Source organism: Rhizobium sp. CF122 (genome assembly GCF_000282035.1).
In the GTDB taxonomy this organism is placed as follows: domain Bacteria; phylum Pseudomonadota; class Alphaproteobacteria; order Rhizobiales; family Rhizobiaceae; genus Rhizobium.
This window is the reverse complement of the sequence record NZ_AKKA01000008.1, coordinates 255,412-274,221: the sequence shown is the minus strand read 5'-3', so window position 1 is coordinate 274,221 and position 18,810 is coordinate 255,412. Positions and strand designations below refer to the sequence as shown.

The 18,810-nt window shown below is 59.5% G+C and carries 22 protein-coding genes; 12 read left to right on the top strand and 10 right to left on the bottom strand.

All coding sequences use genetic code 11. The features are described 5' to 3' along the window. The first annotated feature begins 71 nt into the window (after positions 1-71). Genes PMI09_RS01740 through PMI09_RS01730 form a run of 3 tightly spaced genes read left to right on the top strand, consistent with a single transcriptional unit; the run spans position 72 to position 2,317 of the window. Positions 72-749, top strand: a complete 678-nt coding sequence (locus tag PMI09_RS01740; protein WP_037081595.1) for a YoaK family protein — start codon at positions 72-74, stop codon at positions 747-749. 50 nt (positions 750-799) lie between these two features. Beyond that, a complete protein-coding gene (locus PMI09_RS01735) occupies positions 800-1,225 on the top strand; it encodes a DUF1622 domain-containing protein (protein ID WP_007788246.1) in 426 nt (141 codons plus the stop codon). Between the two features lie 33 nt (positions 1,226-1,258). Further along, positions 1,259-2,317 carry an LLM class flavin-dependent oxidoreductase gene (locus tag PMI09_RS01730; protein WP_007788245.1) on the top strand — a complete coding sequence of 353 codons (1,059 nt, stop codon included), beginning with the start codon at positions 1,259-1,261 and terminating at the stop codon, positions 2,315-2,317. Here PMI09_RS01730 and PMI09_RS01725 read toward each other — a convergent pair. Genes PMI09_RS01725 through PMI09_RS01685 form a run of 9 tightly spaced genes read right to left on the bottom strand, consistent with a single transcriptional unit; the run spans position 2,292 to position 10,028 of the window. Next, positions 2,292-3,152 carry a Pnap_2097 family protein gene (locus PMI09_RS01725; protein ID WP_007788243.1) on the bottom strand — a complete coding sequence of 287 codons (861 nt, stop codon included), beginning with the start codon at positions 3,150-3,152 and terminating at the stop codon, positions 2,292-2,294. The two genes, PMI09_RS01730 and PMI09_RS01725, sit on opposite strands and share 26 nt — an antisense overlap. 2 nt (positions 3,153-3,154) lie before the next feature. Further along, positions 3,155-4,426 (bottom strand): MSMEG_0569 family flavin-dependent oxidoreductase, encoded by a 1,272-nt coding sequence (locus PMI09_RS01720; RefSeq protein WP_007788242.1) that lies wholly within the window; start codon positions 4,424-4,426, stop codon positions 3,155-3,157. A gap of 12 nt (positions 4,427-4,438) precedes the next feature. Next, positions 4,439-4,726 (bottom strand): MSMEG_0570 family nitrogen starvation response protein, encoded by a 288-nt coding sequence (locus PMI09_RS01715; RefSeq protein ID WP_007788241.1) that lies wholly within the window; start codon positions 4,724-4,726, stop codon positions 4,439-4,441. Continuing rightward, positions 4,719-5,888 (bottom strand): MSMEG_0565 family glycosyltransferase, encoded by a 1,170-nt coding sequence (locus tag PMI09_RS01710; protein WP_007788239.1) that lies wholly within the window; start codon positions 5,886-5,888, stop codon positions 4,719-4,721. Before PMI09_RS01710 ends, PMI09_RS01715 begins: the two co-directional genes overlap by 8 nt. Beyond that, positions 5,885-6,859 carry a sll0787 family AIR synthase-like protein gene (locus PMI09_RS01705; protein WP_037081502.1) on the bottom strand — a complete coding sequence of 325 codons (975 nt, stop codon included), beginning with the start codon at positions 6,857-6,859 and terminating at the stop codon, positions 5,885-5,887. The genes PMI09_RS01710 and PMI09_RS01705 overlap by 4 nt, the downstream gene beginning before the upstream one ends. Before the next feature lie 2 nt (positions 6,860-6,861). Continuing rightward, positions 6,862-7,404, bottom strand: a complete 543-nt coding sequence (locus PMI09_RS01700; RefSeq protein ID WP_007788235.1) for an MSMEG_0567/Sll0786 family nitrogen starvation N-acetyltransferase — start codon at positions 7,402-7,404, stop codon at positions 6,862-6,864. Then, positions 7,401-8,513, bottom strand: coding sequence for an MSMEG_0568 family radical SAM protein (locus PMI09_RS01695; protein WP_081498997.1), 1,113 nt, complete (start codon positions 8,511-8,513; stop codon positions 7,401-7,403). Before PMI09_RS01695 ends, PMI09_RS01700 begins: the two co-directional genes overlap by 4 nt. Further along, positions 8,446-9,489, bottom strand: coding sequence for a Nit6803 family nitrilase (locus PMI09_RS01690; protein WP_007788229.1), 1,044 nt, complete (start codon positions 9,487-9,489; stop codon positions 8,446-8,448). Before PMI09_RS01690 ends, PMI09_RS01695 begins: the two co-directional genes overlap by 68 nt. A 56-nt stretch (positions 9,490-9,545) precedes the next feature. After that, complete coding sequence (locus PMI09_RS01685) at positions 9,546-10,028, bottom strand: MSMEG_0572/Sll0783 family nitrogen starvation response protein (RefSeq protein WP_007788228.1); 483 nt, start codon at positions 10,026-10,028, stop codon at positions 9,546-9,548. Between the two features lie 369 nt (positions 10,029-10,397). Here PMI09_RS01685 and PMI09_RS01680 point away from each other — a divergent pair, with 369 nt between their 5' ends. The 3 genes from PMI09_RS01680 (at position 10,398) to PMI09_RS01670 (ending at position 13,095) form a co-directional block, all read left to right on the top strand. Then, the gene (locus PMI09_RS01680; protein ID WP_007788226.1) at positions 10,398-11,801 is read left to right on the top strand and encodes an aminotransferase-like domain-containing protein; all 1,404 of its coding nucleotides are present in this window, start codon (positions 10,398-10,400) and stop codon (positions 11,799-11,801) included. A gap of 144 nt (positions 11,802-11,945) precedes the next feature. After that, entirely contained in the window at positions 11,946-12,341 is a 396-nt protein-coding gene (locus PMI09_RS01675) for a DUF983 domain-containing protein (protein WP_007788224.1), read from the top strand. A gap of 58 nt (positions 12,342-12,399) precedes the next feature. Further along, positions 12,400-13,095 carry an alpha/beta hydrolase gene (locus PMI09_RS01670; protein ID WP_007788222.1) on the top strand — a complete coding sequence of 232 codons (696 nt, stop codon included), beginning with the start codon at positions 12,400-12,402 and terminating at the stop codon, positions 13,093-13,095. A 582-nt stretch (positions 13,096-13,677) separates the two neighbouring features. Here the strand turns inward: PMI09_RS01670 and PMI09_RS01665 are convergent. Further along, entirely contained in the window at positions 13,678-14,619 is a 942-nt protein-coding gene (locus tag PMI09_RS01665; protein ID WP_007788216.1) for a LysR family transcriptional regulator, read from the bottom strand. A gap of 93 nt (positions 14,620-14,712) precedes the next feature. On the opposite strand from PMI09_RS01665, the gene PMI09_RS01660 reads away from it, so the two are divergent. From PMI09_RS01660 to PMI09_RS01635, 6 genes are all read left to right on the top strand, one after another. Beyond that, complete coding sequence (locus tag PMI09_RS01660; protein ID WP_052026490.1) at positions 14,713-15,612, top strand: VOC family protein; 900 nt, start codon at positions 14,713-14,715, stop codon at positions 15,610-15,612. Between the two features lie 75 nt (positions 15,613-15,687). Further along, on the top strand, positions 15,688-15,975 hold the full coding sequence (locus tag PMI09_RS01655; protein ID WP_007788213.1) for a hypothetical protein: 288 nt from the start codon (positions 15,688-15,690) through the stop codon (positions 15,973-15,975). 126 nt (positions 15,976-16,101) lie between these two features. Next, positions 16,102-16,482, top strand: a complete 381-nt coding sequence (locus PMI09_RS01650; RefSeq protein WP_007788211.1) for a glutathione S-transferase N-terminal domain-containing protein — start codon at positions 16,102-16,104, stop codon at positions 16,480-16,482. 96 nt (positions 16,483-16,578) lie between these two features. Further along, positions 16,579-17,025: a DoxX family protein gene (locus PMI09_RS01645; protein WP_007788209.1), complete on the top strand. Its 447-nt coding sequence runs from the start codon at positions 16,579-16,581 to the stop codon at positions 17,023-17,025. A gap of 175 nt (positions 17,026-17,200) precedes the next feature. Next, complete coding sequence (locus tag PMI09_RS01640; RefSeq protein ID WP_007788207.1) at positions 17,201-18,103, top strand: NADP-dependent oxidoreductase; 903 nt, start codon at positions 17,201-17,203, stop codon at positions 18,101-18,103. 91 nt (positions 18,104-18,194) lie between these two features. Further along, on the top strand, positions 18,195-18,770 hold the full coding sequence (locus PMI09_RS01635; protein WP_157213315.1) for a hypothetical protein: 576 nt from the start codon (positions 18,195-18,197) through the stop codon (positions 18,768-18,770). Positions 18,771-18,810 lie beyond the last annotated feature (40 nt).

The following is an 18,810-nucleotide window of genomic DNA, read 5'->3' as shown; positions in this document are numbered from 1 at the left end:
GTTCGGTGACAAAACTTGCCTACCCCGCGAAACACGACATCGCGGCATCGGCATCAATCGAGATCACGATCATGAAATCTCCTTCCCTTCCCACACTCCTGAGCTTTAATGGCGGCTATGTCGACACACTCGGTTTCCTGTCGCTTTCCGGGCTGTTCACCGCCCATGTCACTGGAAACTTCGTGACACTAGGTGCCACGTTGGCGCACGGTCTGGACGGAGCATTGTCAAAACTCCTGGCACTACCGATGTTCTGTCTGGTCGTTTTTGTATCACGTCTGGTCTGCCTGAAACTTCAAAGTCGGGATCGCTCACCCATTCGGCCAATGCTGGTCGTCAAGCTGCTGCTGTTTGTGGGAGTTGCGGCCTACGCACTCTATCATGGCCCGTTTCGGGCTGACGAAGGCGCCGTCACGCTGGCGGTCGGCATGGCCCTGGTTTCGGCGATGGCTATTCAGAACGGGCTTCACAAGGCGCATCTGTCGAAAGCGCCGCCTTCCACGCTGATGACCGGCACGACCACGCAGATCATGCTCGATCTCGCGGACATTCTGGCCGATTCGAAAGCCGACGAAGTCGTGACAGCGAAAGCACGGGTTAAAAAGATGGCAGCAGCCGTCGCGACCTTCGCCCTCGGCTGCGGTGTCGGCGCTGTCGGTTACATGTACGCTCCCGCAGCGGCGTTCAGCCTGCCTGCTGTACTTGCCACGGTCGCGCTCTTTGCAAGCAGCGCAGGTGCCGAGTCCTGAAACCCGACACATCTTCGATATTGATCCGTCGAATCTAAAAGGACACCACTATGGACATCGATAGTGAAGCAGGTCATGTCGCCAGCCTGATCGCCCCTATTCTGAAACCGCTTGCGACCGGGCTGGAATTCTTCGGCGTTGGCGTGATTTTGGTCGGCGTTCTGATCGCAACCGTCGGCTACGTGCGTGATGTCTTCTCTACCGAGCAACGCGAGGCTTACGAACGCTATCGCGCCAATCTCGGTCGCGGAATATTGCTGGGGCTCGAAATCCTGATCGGTGCGGACATCATCGCCACGATAATCGCTCCCCTTACGTGGGAAAGTGTCGGTCTTCTTGGCCTGATCGTGCTTATCCGGACGTTTCTCAGCTTCTCCCTGGAAGCCGAGATCGACGGCCAGTGGCCGTGGACGAAGAACTCGACCCCGCCAGCACACTCCCGCTCGCCGTCATCCTCGCTGCCTGATGCGCGCTGATATTCATCCCCATGCATTCGATCGGAATATCTCATGACCATCCCTCTTGAATTCGGCCTGGATACGTTCGGCGATGTCACCACCGGCCCGGATGGTGAGCTGCTTCCTCAGCCCCAGATTATCCGCAATGTCGTCGAGGAGGCGGTTCTGGCCGATCGGCATGGGATCGATTTCTTCGGCGTGGGTGAACACCACCGTAAGGATTTCGCGGTCTCCGCCCCGGAAGTGGTTCTGGCTGCCATCGCGGCCCGAACCAGCAGGATCCGGCTCGGCTCTGCCGTAACCGTTCTAAGTTCGGACGACCCGATCCGTGTGTTCCAGCGGTTCTCGACGCTCGATGCGATTTCGAACGGGCGCGCCGAGGTCATTCTTGGCCGCGGCTCCTTCATCGAATCCTTCCCGCTCTTCGGCTACGACCTATCGAAATACGAGGAGCTGTTCGAGGAGAAGCTGGACCTGTTTTCGGAGATCGTGTCGAAAGATGTCGTCAACTACCGAGGTGATTGGCGCGCACCGCTTGAAGACCAGCGCATCTATCCTCCTATTTCCGAGGGCCGACTCAAGACTTGGATCGGTGTCGGCGGCAGCCCGGAATCCGTCATCCGTGCCGTACGCCACGACATGAACCTGATGCTGGCCGGCATCGGCGGCGATCCGGCACGGTTTGGGCCCTATGTTGAACTTTACAAGAAGGCATCCGCGCAGGCTGGACGAACGGTGGGCGATATCGGCATCCACTCGCCGGGTTATGTTGCCGAGACCGACGAGCAGGCCCGGCGGGACCTGTTCCCTCATTTCAAGAAGATTCGCGACCGTCTTGGCCGCGAGCGCGGGTGGCCTCCGGTGACGGAGCGGGACTTCGAGAACGAGATCGAGCATGGTTCGCTCTATGCGGGATCGCCTGAGACGGTAGCCCGGAAGGTCGCCAAGACGGTGCAGACGCTCGGGATCTCGCGGTTTCAGATGAAATACTCGGCAGGCCCGATGGAGCATGCCAAACTCATGCAGAGCATCGAGCTCTACGGATCAAAGGTCATCCCGCTGGTATTCGGGCGCATGGCTGACATCAGCACGGAACCTTCCACGTACTGAATATTTTGGCGATCACTTTCCCATTTTCGCGTCGCAGTTGCCCATACACAGTTCTTTGTTCCTCAGAACAATCAATAAGATCGAAGGAAATGCTTTCGTTTTTCTCGATGTTACCAAGGAAGAAAACCTCTCTTCGAATGACTGGCCCCTTGGGTGGGAACCAATTTTCCAAGGCGCGATCGGCAAGTGCCTGAAACTCGGCAAAGTAAAATAGTCCTGCGCCGTTGAACTCCTGCGAGATGCTGGGATGAAACTTAAAGGTTCGGACTGCTTTGTCGGCAAGTAAAGGAAACCCGAAATGCCTACCCAACCGCCCATTCCGAATGTCTGCAGCATTCTTTGCCAGAGGGCTCAGCTCGAACCACTGTGCCCGCGGCTCACACAATGTCACACGTGCAATGGAGTGATTTTTGCCTTTGATCGTTCTGTGAACGAAAGTCGAGATCAGTTCGACCTTGCCAACGCTTCGGCCATCAACAGACAACTCGTGTCGGGTCAATGTCTGGGTGCGCGAGACTGCGGACATTATCGAATGGATGGTCAGAATGTCGTTCGCACGCACGAGGTTGAAGCGTGCAGCCGTGAGTGACGTTGCACAGATCGCAGCATAGGCTTCTTCTCCATCGGCTGTTTTGAAATCTGCATTGTCCATCCCGAGACGACGGGCAAGCATCAGCCAGTGACGATGGCCGAGCTCCTTCATCAGCCAGGTTTCCGACAAGCCGTTTCCATTCAGATGCGGCATGCCGAGAAGAATATGCGGATCAAGGGCACGTTCCATCAAGTCGCGTGCCGAAGTCCCTGCGGGCGGGAAATTCAGAAGGGCTGCGCTCATGATCAGGCGTTTACCGCTTGCTTGAGAGAAGATGTCCGTGCCGAATGTCGAGCTGCGAGATGCCCGACCACATGTTCGGCATCCTTGCCGACGCTGAGGAAACGGCCCGAGCCCCAGGTCCACAGCCAGGGAAGGCCGAGCACGTAGATACCATCGACGGCAGTGACGCCGCGGCGATGGACGGGGTAGGCGTTGCCGTCGAAAATCGGCAGGCCGACGAAGGACCAGTCAGGGCTGAAGCCGGTGGCCCAAATAACGGAGGTGATGCCCGCCGCCTTCAAATCGAGGTCGGTTATCTCGGTTTCGGGCTCCCATATAGGCGTGTAGGTAGAACCGTCGGGTGCTTTGATGTTCTTCTCGGCGATATGCCGGTCGATCAGGGCATTGATGCTGTTATAGACACGGTCGGCGCCGTCGAGATTGGCCTTCAGGTTCGGCTCAAACAGCATCCGGCCGGCGGACACGCCGGACATGCGACCATAAAGCGCCATACCTTCCAGCGCGAATTTGCGCAGGTCGATGTCACGGCCGCCGTCACGGCCGGTCAGATAATGGTTGGTGTCGTGCTTCTTCTTCGTCATGCCATCCTGTTCAACCGTGATGTCGTACTGGCCGATATCGGAAAGCCAATCGACCACGTCGCGACCGCGATAGAACCGGGCGCAACGCGGCGCATTGCCGGTGACCAGGTGCACCTTTCGGCCGGCCAGATGCAAATCCTCGGCAATCTGGCAGCCGGACTGGCCCGAACCGACGACGATGACGCCGCCCTCCGGCAGGTGATCGGCATTGCGATAGGCGGCAGTGTGAAGCTGGACGATCTCCTCCGGCAGGCGTTCGGCGGCACGCGGAATGGCTGGATCGGCATAGAGGCTGGTGGCGACCACCACGGCATCGGCGGTCACCGTGCCAGCCGAGGTCTCGACGCGGAAAAGGTCCCCTTGCTTTTCGAGCGACGTCACGCCGGTTTGCTCGAAGACCGGCGCATCGACCTTCTTCACGAAGCCATCGACATAGGCGAGGATCTCGTGCTTGACCATAAAACCGTGCGGATCCCTGCCGTCATAGGGGTGGTCGGGAAGCTGGCATTGCCAGTTCGGTGTCACCAGGCAGAAAGCGTCCCAGCGTTCGTTCTTCCATTTATGCGCAACGGTCTTCCTCTCGAAGACCACGTGATCAATTCCGTGCCTCTTCAGATAGTGAGAGGCCGAGAGCCCGGCCTGGCCACCGCCGATGACAACTGCACTGTAGTGCTGCTTGAGGTTATGGGGCATTGACGGGTCCTTTCAAAGGATAAAGGTTTCGCAGCGGACACGGTTATCTGCGTCGTTCAGGAAGGGGACAGCGGCACTTTCGATGCGGGCGAGCTGGTCGTTTGCAGATGAACACGCAAATCCATACTTCGCCTCGACGCGATCGCTGGCGATGGTCAGCGCCTTGCGGCTGCGATCGACGAAATCTGCAACCGGATAACTTTCGCCCTCGGTGAAAAACTCACGTATAATCAGAGAGGGGGAATAACAGCTCTCTTCCTGACCATCGGGCCAGGTGATGACAAAGCGCATTTCAGGCATGGGCTGCCTCCTTCAATGTTGCATAGGTGGAAAGATGAGCTTCGGCGACACGGTGCCAACTGAAGCGGCCGACGACCTCCAGCCCGTGGGAAATGACGCGGTCGCGGATCGGCGTTAAAAGCGAGAGCGCCATGGCTTCGGCAATCGAAGCCGAATGATACGGATCACACCAGATGACGTCTTCGCTGCTCAGATACTCGGTGAACGGTGCAATCGACGGGACGATGGCGGGAACACCGCTCGCCATGGCTTCCAGCACAACAAGCCCGAATCCTTCCTTCAGCGACGGAAAAACAAGAGCGTCTGCAAGCCGATAGAGGTTGGGCATGTCCTCATCCGCCACGGCGCCAATCACGTGCACGGCGGCGGCATCCGCCCGCAATGTCCGCAGGTGGGATTGGAACTCCTCCTGGTAACCGTGATGGTCGAGCAGCGACACGCCGCCGGCGATGACCAGTTGCGCCTCCGGCTGGACGGCGCGCAGCTGCCGGAAGGCGTCAAGGATTGCGAGCGTGTTCTTGCGTGCTTCGATACCGCCGACACTGAGAAAGACAGGGCCGGCATGCAGATCGAGCCGGTCGTGCAGTTCTGTCTGATCGCCGCTCCATGTGGGGGCAAAACGGTGTGTGTCGACGCCGTTCCCGACAACCGTGGAACTGATGCCCCGATTGTTCCGCAAGGTCGCCTGCCACATTTCGCTGACGGAGAAAAACAGGTCGGCCCGGTCGATCGAACGGTCCTGCAATTCCATGAGCCGCGGATCGGTAAACGTGTCGATATGATGCACGGTGCGGGCGAAACCGGGGATCAGGCCGCGCTCCTTCAGCGTCGCCAGCGCATTGCCGGAAATGCCGTCATGGGCATGAAACAAATCGAAGTCGCGGGCGCCCAGGCTTTCGAAGTATTGCACGTAGTCCTCGATGCGCTGTTCGACCATGGTAGTCATGTCTGACGCGGCAGGCTCGACAGGAAAGCAGGCCGTCTCGCAGCTGGCCTTGCGGAAGAACCCCTTGCCCCGCGCATCGGGGGCATGCAGCACCACCCTATGGCCAAGCGCGGTCAGCGCTTCCGACAACTGCATGGCATGCACCACGCCGCCGCGCGGATTGGTGGAATGGGTTAGCATGGCGATGCGCAAGGGTGGGTAGGACAGGCAACTCATGCGGCAACCTCCTTTCGGCCGAGCTGCAGCAGCGGCGCATCGGCGTAGTCGCGCACTACTGCGCGGCTGTTGCCGTCGATTAGTGCGATCTCGCGGCCAACGACCACCGATCCGATGGCGGCAGCGGTGACGCCGCGCGCGGTGAAGCGGGCGATAACCGCGTCCACCTTGTCCGGTGCGACCGAAAGCAGGTAACCGAAGCTCGGGAAGGTGGCGAGCCAGCGATCGAGGCTGACACCCGCGGGCAGGGGGATGGCGGAGACGTTGATATCGATGCCGACACGCGAGCATTCGGCCAGCATGATGGTCGTGCCGACGATGCCGCCCTGGCTGATGTCCTTTGCCGCCAGCGCCAATCCGGCCTCCGCGATCTCGGGGAGGATTTCGAGATCAGCCCGCAGCCGCGCGCACGGCGCGTCGGTCGCAGCTTCCCAATTGTTGAACGGCTCGCGGTAGCGACCGCGATGATCGATGGCGGCGATGAGAACATCGCCGGGTCGGGCATCGAAGCTTGTCAGCAGTTTTTGAGCCCGGCCGAGGATCGCGACCGAAAGCTGGCCACGATCGGTTCGGATATTGGTATGCCCGCCGACAATGGGAACACCGAAGGTTCTTGCCGCCGCCCGCATGCCCTCAAGCACAGGAGCGGCCCCCGTTTCGCCATTCGCCCAGACGGCATCAACTATGGCGACCGGACGTCCGCCCATGGCAACCACGTCGGAGATATTGACCATCACGCCGCACCAGCCGGCAAACCAGGGATCGGCCGCGACGAACTCGTTCATGAACCCTTCGATTGCAAAAAGCAGATAACCATCGACGTCCGGCAACGCGGCGCAATCGTCGCCAACGGCGACGGATTGGCCCTGAAGGCCGAGGCTTGCTGCCACCGAGCCGATATCCTGCTTGGCGGCAATGCCGCTGCTTGCGGCTAATGTGGCGGCCAGTGCCTCGATGTCGATCGCCCCCATGGTCATGCCGCCTTCTTGGGGAGTGCGACGAAGCCTGCCTCGGGCGTGATGCAGGGCGGATAGAAATCGAGATCGGCCTTCATGCTCAGATGCGGTTTGCCGTGGATCTCGATTTCGTCGAGCAGGTCCCAATGCAGACGGCGGAACAAGAGGCCGTTCTGAACCTGTACATTGGCCATAAAGGTGTGGCAGCCCCTGGCATGGGCGGACGAGACGGCGAGCCTGATGAGTGTCGCCCCCAGCGCGCCGATCTTGCGGAAATCTTCGTGCACGGCGAGGCGCGAGCCCCACCAGACGCCCGGTTCTGCCTCATGAATACGCACCGTACCGACGAGCCGGTCGGCTGCCACTCCGAGCATCGACAGAGCGACGATCGGCGTTGCGTAATCGTCGATCGGGTCGCGGTCGTCGTCCTTGAAGATTTGCTGCTCCTGGCAGAAGACCGCGCGGCGCAGCGCATGGGCTTCCTGCCGCTCCCAGCTGGATGTGGCGAATTTCACCTGGAATTCGCTGGCGCGATAGGGCGCAAAAGGTTCGAAGATCATCTGGTCAGCATCCTTTCATAGGTGGAAAGGGCCGAGCAGGCGCCGCATTTACCGCAGCCGGCCTTGATGTCCACGGCCTTCAACCCGCTCTCGACCAGCATCCTTGAGAGCGGGGCGAGGATCGAATGCATGAACTCAGGTTTCGGCGCCGCGTGGCTTTCGAGCGGCGTTCCGGAAATCGGCACGAAGGGCACGACGAAGGGATAGACACCGAGCGCGACGAGCTTTTCGCAGATATCGAGGATGGCCTCGCGTGTATCGCCAAGGCCGGCGAGGATATAGGTGGAGACCTGACCCCGGCCGAAGACGTCGACTGCTGCCTTGAAGGAAGACATGTATTTCTCGATCGGCACCTGCGCCTTGCCGGGCATGATGCGGGCGCGGATTTCCGGGGTCACGACTTCGAGATGCATGCCGAGCGCATCGACGCCGGCGTCCTTCATGCGTTGAAACCAGATGTCGTCTTCCGGCGGTTCGCATTGCGCCTGGATCGGCAGATCGACGGCAGCCTTGATAGCGCGAGCGCTGTCCGCCAGAACGGCGGCCCCCCGGTCGTCGCCTTTCGGCGTGCCGGTCGTCATCACCATGTGCTTGACGCCATCAAGCTCCACAGCGGCCTTGGCAACTTCGGCGAGCTGCGCAGGCGTCTTGTGCGCGACGGTGCGGCCGGCTGCGAGCGACTGGCCGATGGCGCAGAACTGACAGGTCTTCGTTCGGCTCTGATAGCGGATGCAGGTTTGCAGCACCGTCGTTGCCAGCACGTCCTTGCCGTGCAGAACGGCGATCTGCGAATAGGGGATACCATCCGCCGTCGAGCGCTCATAGAAGCGCGGACGCAAGGGGAAGGAGACTTCACCCAACACCCGGCCGTCGCGGCTGATCCGGCTTTTGCCGGCATCGTCCGGTTTTTCCACCAGATAGGGGCTTTCGAAGGCAGGCGCCGTGTGCACCGGCACCATCACGGTCATGCCGTCGATTGTGATCGCCTTGTGGTCGGAGGGCCCGGCACCACCGCGCCGGCTTTCATGGCCGGCTTTCGGATCAACGAGCCGGGCTCCGAAGGACTGCAACTCGTTGATCAGCGTTTCCGTCGAGAGGGAGTTCTCCATCGGTCTTTGTCCTTGTCGGTGCGATTTCGGGAGTTGAAAAAAGGGATGCATCCGTCATCGGCGCGGTGGCGCGGCCGTCCATCACCAGATGCAGCAGTTCCGGCCGGGCATAGTGGCCGACTGAATCCATCATCCGCTTGCGCTTGACGATCAGGCTCATGTCGAGATCGGCAATCAGGATGCCTTCGCCTTCGGTCAGCGGCGGAACGACATGCTTGCCTTCCGGAGAGATGATCGCCGTCATGCAGCCGCCGCGCAGTGCCTTTTGAAGTCCCTGATCGGGAGTGATCGAGGCGACCTGCTCGTCCGTGAGCCAGCCTGTGGAATTGACGACGAAACAGCCGCTTTCGAGCGCGTGGTGGCGGATCGTCACCTCCATCTGCTCGGCAAAGATTGGCCCGACCATCGAACCCGGAAACTGGGCGATGTGGATTTCCTCGTGCTGGGCCATCAGCGCGTAGCGGGCCAGCGGATTGTAGTGTTCCCAGCAGGCGAGCGCGCCAAGACGGCCGACGGCGCTGTCGACGACCTTCAGGCCGGACGCGTCACCCTGACCCCAGATCATCCGCTCGTGAAAGGTCGGCGTGATCTTGCGGCGCTTGAGGATCAGCGTTCCGTCGGCATCGAACAGAAGCTGGGTATTGTAGAGCGTGCCATGATCCCGCTCGTTGACGCCCAGCGCCACGACGATGCCGTGTTCGCGCGCCGCCGCCGCTACACTTTCCGTAGCAGCGCTCGGGATGGTGACCGCTTCCTCATAGAGCCGGATGTGTTCGCGGCCGGAAAGAACAGGCGGCAGGACGAAGGAAAAATACGGATACCAGGGAACGAAGGTCTCCGGGAAAACGATGAGTTCGGCGCCCTTGGCCGCCGCCTCGCGGATGGCGTCCAGCACGCCGGCAAGCGTTTTTTCGCGCGACGTCAGATCCGGCGAGATCTGGGCAGCGGCAACCCGGACGGTCGATTTTTTCTCCATGACGAAATCCTCGGTCAGTGAATTGAGAGGCGGAGCAGGGTGCTCCGCCCAGCGGATCAAAGGGTCCAGGTATCGAGGATGAAGGCACCGTCGCGGCGATGGATCAGAACCAGATCCAGAACGTCGAGCGGGTTGATCGGCGTGATGCCGGGGATCAGCGCGCCTTCGCCATGGCCGTAGAGCGCCTGAAGCGCGAACCGGCAGGCATAGACCTTGCCGCCCTCTTCCATGAACTTGACGATCTGGTTGTTAAAGTTCAGATGGCCGGGAAAGGCCTCCGCGCCGAGCGTCGGAAAACCGCGCTGGACGCCGAGTGTCACGCCGGGGCCATAGAGAAGGATCGAGGTCTCGAAACCCTTCCGCTTCAGGCGCGTCGCCTGCAGCAGGTTAACGAAACCGATCGAGCCTTCGAAGGCGACGGTATGGAAGGTGACGAGGGCTTTCTCGCCCGCCGTCGCCTGGACGTCTTCAAAAACCTTTTCTTCGTAATCGACAAGAAAGTCGCCTTTTTGATTGGCTGGCTTGGTCACTGCGGGCATGGATGGCTCCTTGGTTGAAATCCGATCCCCATCCGGGGAGCATCCATCCAATTGCAAGCATCGTGCCAGATTGATTTTGCACAAACAGCAGTCAAATACCGCAAAAATGCATTCAATTATACTATCAATTATGATAGGAACATTCTCGGGGCTGATTTTCTGGGCAGTTCAGTGCGAAAATCGAATGCAGGAAAGTTTAAAATGAACGCATTCAATATGCTATCAATTAGTTCAGTAAGAATGAAGTGGCCGGCCTGCATCGCGCCTCAGTTGCAACGACATTTTTTGGCATTGAGACATTTTTCGTGACAGGATGCTGCTGCAACAATATACAGTCAATGTCGACGAAGAGGATATGGCGATATTACGATGAAAGACTGGCGACCCGACCTGAGCCGCAGTAACAGCCCTCGCTACATGGCCATTGCCGACCTGATCGAGATGGATCTGCGCAGCGGTCATCTGGTCATCGGGGACCGCCTGCCGCCGCAGCGCGAGCTGGCCAAGCGTCTGGATATCGATTTTACCACTGTCGCGCGGGGCTATGCCGAGGCGCAGAAGCGCGGACTGGTGGATTCGCACGTCGGCCGTGGCACGTTTGTCACCGGCGGGGCCGACAAGGAGCGCCGTGGTTTTGCGTCCGATACAACGCCTGACCCGCGCCGCACCTCCGCCATCGATCTCTCAATGAACATGCCGCCTGAGCCGACCGATCCGGAACTGATCGCACGGATGCGAGAGGGGATGTCGGCGGTGGCTTCCAGCCTTATCCCGCTCCTGCGCTATCAGGGATTTGGCGGTTCTGGCATGGACAAGGAGGCCGCTGCTGCCTGGCTCAGCCGTCGCGGCCTTGTCCCTTCGCAGGAGCGCATTTTCGTGACCCCCGGGGCTCACCCGGCGCTGCTAGCGATTTGCGGCCTGCTGGCAAAGCCCGGCGAAACCATCCTGTCGGAAAGCATCACCTATCCCGGCATTCGCTCGATTGCAGCGCAACTCCGTCTCAATCTTTCGGGGTTGCCGATGGACGTTGACGGTATATTGCCGGACGCCTTTGCCGATGCCTGCGAGAGACTGAAACCCAAGGGGCTTTATCTCAACCCGACACTGCAGAATCCGCTTACCCTGACCATCCCAGAGCGGCGGCGCGAAGAGATCTGCGCGGTGGCGCGCAAATATCACGTCCCGATCATCGAGGATGACGCGTATGGCTTCATTCCGCTGCATGCGCCGCCGCCGTTGGCGGCAATGGCTCCTGACCTCACCTGGCACATCGGCGGCTTGGCGAAATGCATTGGTGCCGGTCTTCGGCTGGCCTATGTCGTTGCACCGGACACGAAGGCGATCTGGCCCTTTGTCAGCGCCATGCGTGCCAACAATGTCATGGCGTCGCCGCTCAACATGGCGCTTGCCACGCGGTGGATCGAGGATGGCACGGCCGATACGATCCTACGGTTCATCCGGAAGGAAGCAACGGCACGCCAGGAAATGGTCGCGGCCATCCTTCCCGCCGGCAGCTATCGCGGCGATCCGATCAGCTTCAACATATGGCTGCCGCTGACGAATGGTTGGACGCGCTCAACCTTCGGCAGCCATATGCGCGCCTCCGGCATTGGCGTCGTTTCCAGTGATGCCTTCACGGTGGAGGGGCAGGCGCTAGAAGCAGTTCGGGTCTGCCTTGGTGGTCCGATCGACCGGGAAAAGCTCCTCGGTGCTCTTGAATTCATGGGGCATGCGCTCGAAGGCCCGCCCGAACTCGCTGCGTCCTTCTTCTAGTTTCGTCTGCACGTCAAGAAATCCGTCTCGCTCCGGAGTGAGCGGGTGCTGCGTCACTATGCCCTATCGCATCAATCGGATAAATGTACTGCTGTTGAATGCACTCAATATAGTTTATTGATAGCATACATAGGAGCATTCGTCATGCAATCGGAATGGCCTCCCATCCCACCAACGACAACGGGACTCAGAGGGCGATGCCCGCGCTGCGGCCAGGGGCACATTTTCAACGGTTTTCTGAAAATCCGGCCCGCATGCGAAGTCTGCGGTCTCGACTATGGTTTCGCCGATCCGGCGGATGGTCCCGCATTTTTCGTCATCTGCTTTGCTTGTGTGCCAAGTGTCCTGCTCGGCGTTTGGCTCGAGGTCCAGTACAGCGCGCCATTGTGGGTTCACCTACTGGTCACCGGCCCGTTCATGCTAGCCACCTGCATACCGCCCTTGCGGCCTCTCAAGGGATGGCTGGTCGCCAGTCAATATTTCTACAAGGCGGAAGAGGGGAAGCTTGTCCGCACCTCTCCTGCGCCGAAAGAGGTTTAAGTTCCATTCTCCCCGCCCACGAGTCGCACAGGTCTTCCTAGGAAAACAGGAGAAAACTATGAGTAATAAACCTACTATCATTTTGGTCCACGGATTCTGGGGTGGGGCCGCGCATTGGGGGAAGGTCATCCTCGAACTGACGCGCAGGGGATATCAGTCTATTCATGCCGTCGAACTGCCGTTGACCTCGCTAGCCGAGGATGCTGAACGTACGCGCAAAATGGTGGCCCAACAGAAAGGCCCCGTCTTGCTCGTAGGTCATTCCTACGGGGGTGCGGTCATCACAGAAGCGGGAGACCACCCGAATGTGGTGGGGCTGGTCTATATCGCCGCCTTCGCCCCCGACGCAGGAGAAAGTCCAGGCGGCATTACCCATCAGCATCCGCCCGTCGCGATGCCCAATATCGAGCCGGACAGCGACAACTATCTGTGGCTCAAGGCAGACAAATTCCATGAAAGCTTCTGCCAGGATTTGTCGCTTGAAGAAGCCTTTGTTCTGGCGGCCACGCAAAAGGCGCCGCTGGCCGGCACCTTTGGAGACACTGTCACCGCCCCGGCCTGGAGGAAGAAGCCGTCCTGGTATCAGATATCCAGCCAAGACAGAATGATTGCGCCTGAAAACCAGGCGGCAATGTCGGCGCGTCTCAATCCTCGGAAAGTCATGACCCTGGAGGCAAGTCATGCTTTGCCCCAATCAAAGCCTTGTGAGGTCGCGGCTTTTATCGATGAGGCGGCTGCCGAAGTGGCTAAATAAGAGCAAAAGCGCGCGGCGTGAGGTATGGCCGCGCATTCCGCCGTCGCGACGTCGGAGGTTGAGAGCCGTTGCCGCAGCCGTGGCGAGAACCAGACCGGCGGAGACTGGACGTCGTGAAATCTGGCAAGCACTGCCGGCGTAATCTACTCTCGCCCGGACGTTGTTCGCCTCCTGTTCAACCGGAGCGAACATCAGCGCGTCCATTCCTTCGAGACGGACTACGCTGAAATCGAATGACACGACGGCTCCAGATTGCCGGGCGCAAAAAACCGCCAATCCGGGTCCGCTTTCCAAGACCGTGAGAGCGCAAATGGATATTTCAAGACGACAAATGCCAGGCATCTGTCGTGTGGCCGCGACAACGTGAAAGTGCTGTGCCATCGGCCGGTGGCCATCTAAAATGGATGTACGATCAGGCGAACCTGCACCGTCGGAAAGACGTTGCGGAAGTCTGCCAGCGCAGGCGCCAGCAGGTTCATCGGCATACCTCCCGCCATGCCAACCCTCAACTAGACTTCCAGTCCTCGTGACGGTTCGAGCGCGCTCGAGCGGAAACGTGCCAGACGTCCAGAAGGGGCGGCATCATCTCGGAATGAGGGGGCGGATTGCCTCGGAATTTGCAAGGGTACCTGCACAAGCGTGCAAGCTCGTCGTCATGAAGTCTATAAACGTGCGCAGCTTTGCGGAAAGGTATTTCCGGCTCGGATAGACGGCATAGAGCGTCGCGGTTAAGCCGATCACGTCTGGAAATACCGTCTCCAATTGGCCAGAAATGATATTCGGCGCGGCTATCCATTCCGGCAGGAAGACAAGGCCGATCCCCCGCAGGGCCGCCAGTTGCAGCAGAGTCTCGTTCTCGCTCAGCATCACGGTGCGAAAGGTGACCTTGTGCGCTCCATCCGGGCCTTCCAGCGTCATGCTGTTACCAAGGTTGATCCCGCTGAAACGCAGCAAGGCGTGGCCGTTGAGTTCGGCAATCTCTTTGGGGCGGCCTGCGCGTTCCAGATAGTCTGGCGATGCCATGAGATGAAATTTTATATTGGTCAACGGACGGGCGATGAGGCCCGGATCCAGCCGGTCGGGCGAGGTGGCGCGCAGGGCAATATCAAAACCTTCGTCCACCAGGTTCACGATCCGGTTGCTTAGATTCATATCCAGGCAAACGTCGGGATAGCGCTGATTATACTCGGCCAGTCTGTCCACAAACCAAGGACTTGCGGCCCAAACCGGCGCACTCAGTTTCAAGATTCCACGAGGATGCACCGTCACATTGCCGATAGCCGCTTCCACCTCGTCCAAACCTTCGAGCATCTGCCCGGCCTGATTGAGGTAGAGCTGTCCGGTTTCCGTCAGGCTGACACGGCGGCTGGTTCGGTTGAGCAGCCGGGCGCCCAGCCGGTTCTCAAGCTGCATCACATGCTTGCTCGCCATAGCCGGTGAAATGCCGAGGTGATCGGCGGCGGCGGTGAAGCTTTTCCGTTCTGCGACGGCGCAGAACACTCGCAAGCTGGTCAGTGTATCCATAGATCATCAACATTTGAGAAATGGTTCTTCAACATCGGACATATTGATCAACGACAGAGAAAAAGTAAATTCCCTCACAACAGACGAGGAACGATGATGCCGTCTCAATCGAAATCTGCAAACGTGAAGACCCTGCTGCGTCCGGCGGATACAGCAATCCATGGCATCAGGCCCGGCGCGGTTCGGCTGACGGTTAGAGATCTCGGCCGCATGCGCCGGTTCTGGACACATTCGATTGGGCTCGCTGAGATAGGATCGACGGGCAATGTGCTTCAGTTCGGCGTCGGGCAACGCGTGTTGATAGAGCTTGAACACGTCCCCAGCGCACCGCTACCTCCGCGGAATGCCACTGGCTTGTTCCACGTTGCGCTCCTGTTTGCCGCACGCTCCGAATTGGCTGACGCTCTGCGCCGCGTTCTTCAAAGTGGCGCGAGGCTTTCGGGTGCGTCTGACCACCTCGTTAGCGAGGCGCTTTATCTGGACGATCCAGAGGGCAACGGTGTTGAACTGTATTGGGATCGTCCTCGCCACCAATGGCCTTGGTCTGACCAGGGGTTGAAGCTTGCGTCGGATCGGCTCGATCTTGAGGATTTGCTTGGAGGAAACGATCCGTTCAAGGCAACATCCGCCGTCGTACCGGAGATGACAGTCATCGGTCACGTGCACCTGAAGGTCTCTGACGTTGCGGTAAGCGAAAATTGGTATCGGACCATACTCGGCCTCGATGTCACGTCCGCGCTCCCGAGTGCATCTTTCCTGTCTTCAGACGGGTATCACCACCATATAGGCATGAACACCTGGTCATCGGCGGCCTGCCCAACAGCCGAGATTGGCTCGCAAGGGCTAGCGGGATTTGAGCTGGTACTTCCTGCGGCTGCTGTGAATGATGTGGCAGAGCGTCTCGCCGGCAAGAATTTCGCCCATGTGCGACACGATGGGCTTACGGTACGTGATCCTTCAGGCATCCAGATCCGTCTGCGCGAGACCTCTTGATGTGACACAGGCTGGTGCGCGCCGCCAGCCTCATCGCAATGAGAGCCGGTCAAAATCAACGAATTGGAACGTAGAATGCCTACCGTACAGCTCCGCCGCTACGAGATTGAAGACGGACAGATGGACGTGTTTCTTCCCTACTGGAAAAAGCTCATTGAACAGCGGGAAAAGTTCGGCTTCCGAGTAGTGTTCGCGTATGTCGACGAAACCAACAACGATATCGTTTGGGCCGTCGAGCATGACGGCGACTTTGCCGCAGCTGAAGCCGAATACTTCCACTCGTCGGAGCGAGCTGCCGCGCTTATCGGGGCGCCCCTAGTCATGAAGGGCATAAAGGTCGGCATGGCCTCACGCGTGGTGTGATGCTGACCGGCACGGTTGCCTTCGCAGTATCGCATGGAACTCGGCACCGGTCGCCGGCGGGCTTACCGCAGCGGGCTTTTGCATCTGTGAGATTACAATAAACAACTGACACGGGAAATACACACAATGACTGACCACACCTTCAAACCGATCGTTTACCTCAAGGAAAACTGCCCCTTTTGCCTCAAGGTCCGCCTGTTCCTCCTGGAATCGGGATTGGCTTCGGAAGTCGAAACCCGCGACTTCGTTCCCGGCACCGACCAGGAAGAGAAAATCCGCGCAGAGCTTTCCCCGCATGTCGAGAAAGTGTCTTTCCCGAGCGCGCAACTCGAAGCCGGACGCTACGTCGGTGAATCCGATGATATCATCGCGTTCTTTGCCGCGAAGGCAGGACGTGATCCGGCGGGCATGACAGTATACCGAAACTATGTCGATGGAGTTTTCGCCACGTCGATGAAGCTCTGGAAAGAGAACATGGAATTGAAGAAGGCCGCTTCTGTCGCCTGACGCCACCCTCTTGCCCAAAGCCATATCCGATCTGCTTGCGGCCGCCGCCAGAACCATGCGCCTTGCCGCCTGAAACCAACAAACAGGAGAACATCGATGATAAATTCCTCCCTTATCGTCGTCGCTCGCGTTCTGCTCGCGCTAATCTTTATCTCATCCGGCATCGCCAAGTTCGGCGATCCGAGCTCGACCGCATCCATGATCCAAATGGCCGGTCTTCCGGCGCCATCAGTGCTCACATATCTGGCGGGCCTGTTTGAACTTGCCGCCGGTGTCGCTGTGCTGGTCGGTTTCCAGACGCGGATCGCCGCCGGTGCGCTGGCCCTTTTCTGCCTGTTCACAGCCTTCGTGTTCCATAGTGGCGCCATGGCAATCCCAGGCTTTCCGGACGAAGCGAATGGCATGCTCACCACGATGAACACAATCATGATGTGGAAGAACATCACGCTGGCCGGTGGCTACCTGCTGCTCGCCGTTGTCGGGGCCGGCCCACTTTCGCTCGATGCCCGGCTGAAAGGCAAGTTTGGTCTGGCCAAAGCCTGATCCTGCCCAAGCAATCACTCGACAAACGCATCGCCGGGGAGGCAGCTGCCTCTCCCGTGAATGAACAAGCGAAGGGATCGGGAAACCGTCCTTCCCGCCCACGCCCATGCTTTTTCACTTCCAGCGCCTCCAATACCGAACGCCTGAGTGACTGAATGCATTCTGGAGACCCACAATGAAAGCCGCACTTCTCAAATCCTACGGCGACGTCGATCAATTCGAAATCAGCGAGATTCCCACGCCAAAGCCTGGACAGGGCGAAGTCCTGATCAAGATCGAGGCGTCCGCGGTCAATCCTTTCGATATCGTTCTCCGCCAGGGCTACATGGCACAGTTCATACCACTCCCGCTGCCGGCAGTGCTCGGCGGAGACGCCGCCGGCACCATCTTCGCGCTTGGCGAGGGGGTGACCGGCTTTGTGGTCGGTGACCGGGTCGTCGCTGATTTCGCGGCAAACGGCAAAGGGGCGCATGCAGAATACGGTGTGGTTCCAGCCACATCTGTCGCCAAGCTGCCCGCCACTCTCAGCTTTGAGCAGGGTGCGTCGCTGGTCAAGGCAGGGCTTACCGGGCGGCAGACGGTTGACGCCCTGGGCGTCAAGGCTGGCGACACGGTGCTGGTCTCTGGCGGCCTCGGAACGGTTGGCCGTGCCGCTATCCAATATCTCAAGGAGATCGGCGCCAAGCCGATTGCCGGCGTCCGGCCCGAGCGGCTCAATGAGGGCCGTGAAGTAGCTGGAGATGCGCTTGACATCACGGCTCCTGCAGCAAGCGCCAGCTTCGACTATGCGATCAGTGCAGCTGGCCCTGTGGCAGGAAATCTCATCGGCCATGTTCGCGACGGCGGCAAGGTCGCCAGCATCGTTCCAGTGCCGGAGGGCGCCAATCCCGGAAATCGGGTGACCATAGAGGAAATTTTCCATCGCGCCGACGCGGCTACGCTCGATGCGGTACTGGCTGCCGCGGTCAGCGGATCGCTGGTGATCCCGATTTCCCAGACCCTGACCCTGGATCAGATCGCTGCGGCCCAGAACGCGGTAGCAGCAGGCGTTCCAGGGAAAGTCGTTCTCAAACACTGAGACGCCGACGCGACCCCGCCATGCATGACTGCCCGACCCGAATTGCCTCCACAGCTTCTCCGCCGTCGCCCAACCGATACCGGGAAGGCGCTTGTCGGTGGCCAGATGCCGGATGATCGCCCTGCCTTTTGTCACCAGCGGCAGCGACACTTCGGCATGGAGCTGGGGGCCGTATTCCGGATGGGTCTTGATGGGGCCAGTGACGCGCCAGGTCCGGTGCGAGCTGCCGGTACAGGGTGTCGATCCTGAGCAGCCTGGTTTCCATTCTGGAAGCGCGAGCGCAGGACGCGTTTCCAGAAAAGCGGAGCATGTCGGTCACGAAGCTGACGGCGGATGTCCAGGTCGATGTCTTATCGACATTGGTGACGGCGGCCTCGTTGCGGAGCTGCGCCAGAAAGCCGACCAGGCAGTCCTCAAGCGCGTCGGCGTCGGCCTCGGCGATCAGGCGGTCGAGGCAATCGCTCCCACGCTGGCGCTGGACGGCGTCATAGAGACGATCCAGAGCGGACAGATGTTTACGGCGCGTCGAAGGCGCCAGCGACGTTTTTATTACGTCGCTCCAGATCGTCGCCCAGAACCGAGGGATCCCGGACGAAACGACGTTGACCAAACCAGCCGCCGCTGGCGGCAACGATATCGAACTGAGATTAAGTGGCATGTTTCGTAGCAGATGAAAGGGCGCGCTGCACTTCGATGTAGCGCAAGAA

What these genes read in the sequence shown, in the direction of transcription:
- PMI09_RS01740 (WP_037081595.1), top strand. Translation starts at nt 72, where the DNA reads ATGAAATCTCCTTCCCTTCCCACACTCCTGAGCTTTAATGGCGGCTAT.
- PMI09_RS01735 (WP_007788246.1), top strand. Translation starts at nt 800, where the DNA reads ATGGACATCGATAGTGAAGCAGGTCATGTCGCCAGCCTGATCGCCCCT.
- PMI09_RS01730 (WP_007788245.1), top strand. Translation starts at nt 1,259, where the DNA reads ATGACCATCCCTCTTGAATTCGGCCTGGATACGTTCGGCGATGTCACC.
- PMI09_RS01725 (WP_007788243.1), bottom strand. Translation starts at nt 3,152, where the DNA reads ATGAGCGCAGCCCTTCTGAATTTCCCGCCCGCAGGGACTTCGGCACGC.
- PMI09_RS01720 (WP_007788242.1), bottom strand. Translation starts at nt 4,426, where the DNA reads ATGCCCCATAACCTCAAGCAGCACTACAGTGCAGTTGTCATCGGCGGT.
- PMI09_RS01715 (WP_007788241.1), bottom strand. Translation starts at nt 4,726, where the DNA reads ATGCCTGAAATGCGCTTTGTCATCACCTGGCCCGATGGTCAGGAAGAG.
- PMI09_RS01710 (WP_007788239.1), bottom strand. Translation starts at nt 5,888, where the DNA reads ATGAGTTGCCTGTCCTACCCACCCTTGCGCATCGCCATGCTAACCCAT.
- PMI09_RS01705 (WP_037081502.1), bottom strand. Translation starts at nt 6,859, where the DNA reads ATGGGGGCGATCGACATCGAGGCACTGGCCGCCACATTAGCCGCAAGC.
- PMI09_RS01700 (WP_007788235.1), bottom strand. Translation starts at nt 7,404, where the DNA reads ATGATCTTCGAACCTTTTGCGCCCTATCGCGCCAGCGAATTCCAGGTG.
- PMI09_RS01695 (WP_081498997.1), bottom strand. Translation starts at nt 8,513, where the DNA reads ATGGAGAACTCCCTCTCGACGGAAACGCTGATCAACGAGTTGCAGTCC.
- PMI09_RS01690 (WP_007788229.1), bottom strand. Translation starts at nt 9,489, where the DNA reads ATGGAGAAAAAATCGACCGTCCGGGTTGCCGCTGCCCAGATCTCGCCG.
- PMI09_RS01685 (WP_007788228.1), bottom strand. Translation starts at nt 10,028, where the DNA reads ATGCCCGCAGTGACCAAGCCAGCCAATCAAAAAGGCGACTTTCTTGTC.
- PMI09_RS01680 (WP_007788226.1), top strand. Translation starts at nt 10,398, where the DNA reads ATGAAAGACTGGCGACCCGACCTGAGCCGCAGTAACAGCCCTCGCTAC.
- PMI09_RS01675 (WP_007788224.1), top strand. Translation starts at nt 11,946, where the DNA reads ATGCAATCGGAATGGCCTCCCATCCCACCAACGACAACGGGACTCAGA.
- PMI09_RS01670 (WP_007788222.1), top strand. Translation starts at nt 12,400, where the DNA reads ATGAGTAATAAACCTACTATCATTTTGGTCCACGGATTCTGGGGTGGG.
- PMI09_RS01665 (WP_007788216.1), bottom strand. Translation starts at nt 14,619, where the DNA reads ATGGATACACTGACCAGCTTGCGAGTGTTCTGCGCCGTCGCAGAACGG.
- PMI09_RS01660 (WP_052026490.1), top strand. Translation starts at nt 14,713, where the DNA reads ATGATGCCGTCTCAATCGAAATCTGCAAACGTGAAGACCCTGCTGCGT.
- PMI09_RS01655 (WP_007788213.1), top strand. Translation starts at nt 15,688, where the DNA reads ATGCCTACCGTACAGCTCCGCCGCTACGAGATTGAAGACGGACAGATG.
- PMI09_RS01650 (WP_007788211.1), top strand. Translation starts at nt 16,102, where the DNA reads ATGACTGACCACACCTTCAAACCGATCGTTTACCTCAAGGAAAACTGC.
- PMI09_RS01645 (WP_007788209.1), top strand. Translation starts at nt 16,579, where the DNA reads ATGATAAATTCCTCCCTTATCGTCGTCGCTCGCGTTCTGCTCGCGCTA.
- PMI09_RS01640 (WP_007788207.1), top strand. Translation starts at nt 17,201, where the DNA reads ATGAAAGCCGCACTTCTCAAATCCTACGGCGACGTCGATCAATTCGAA.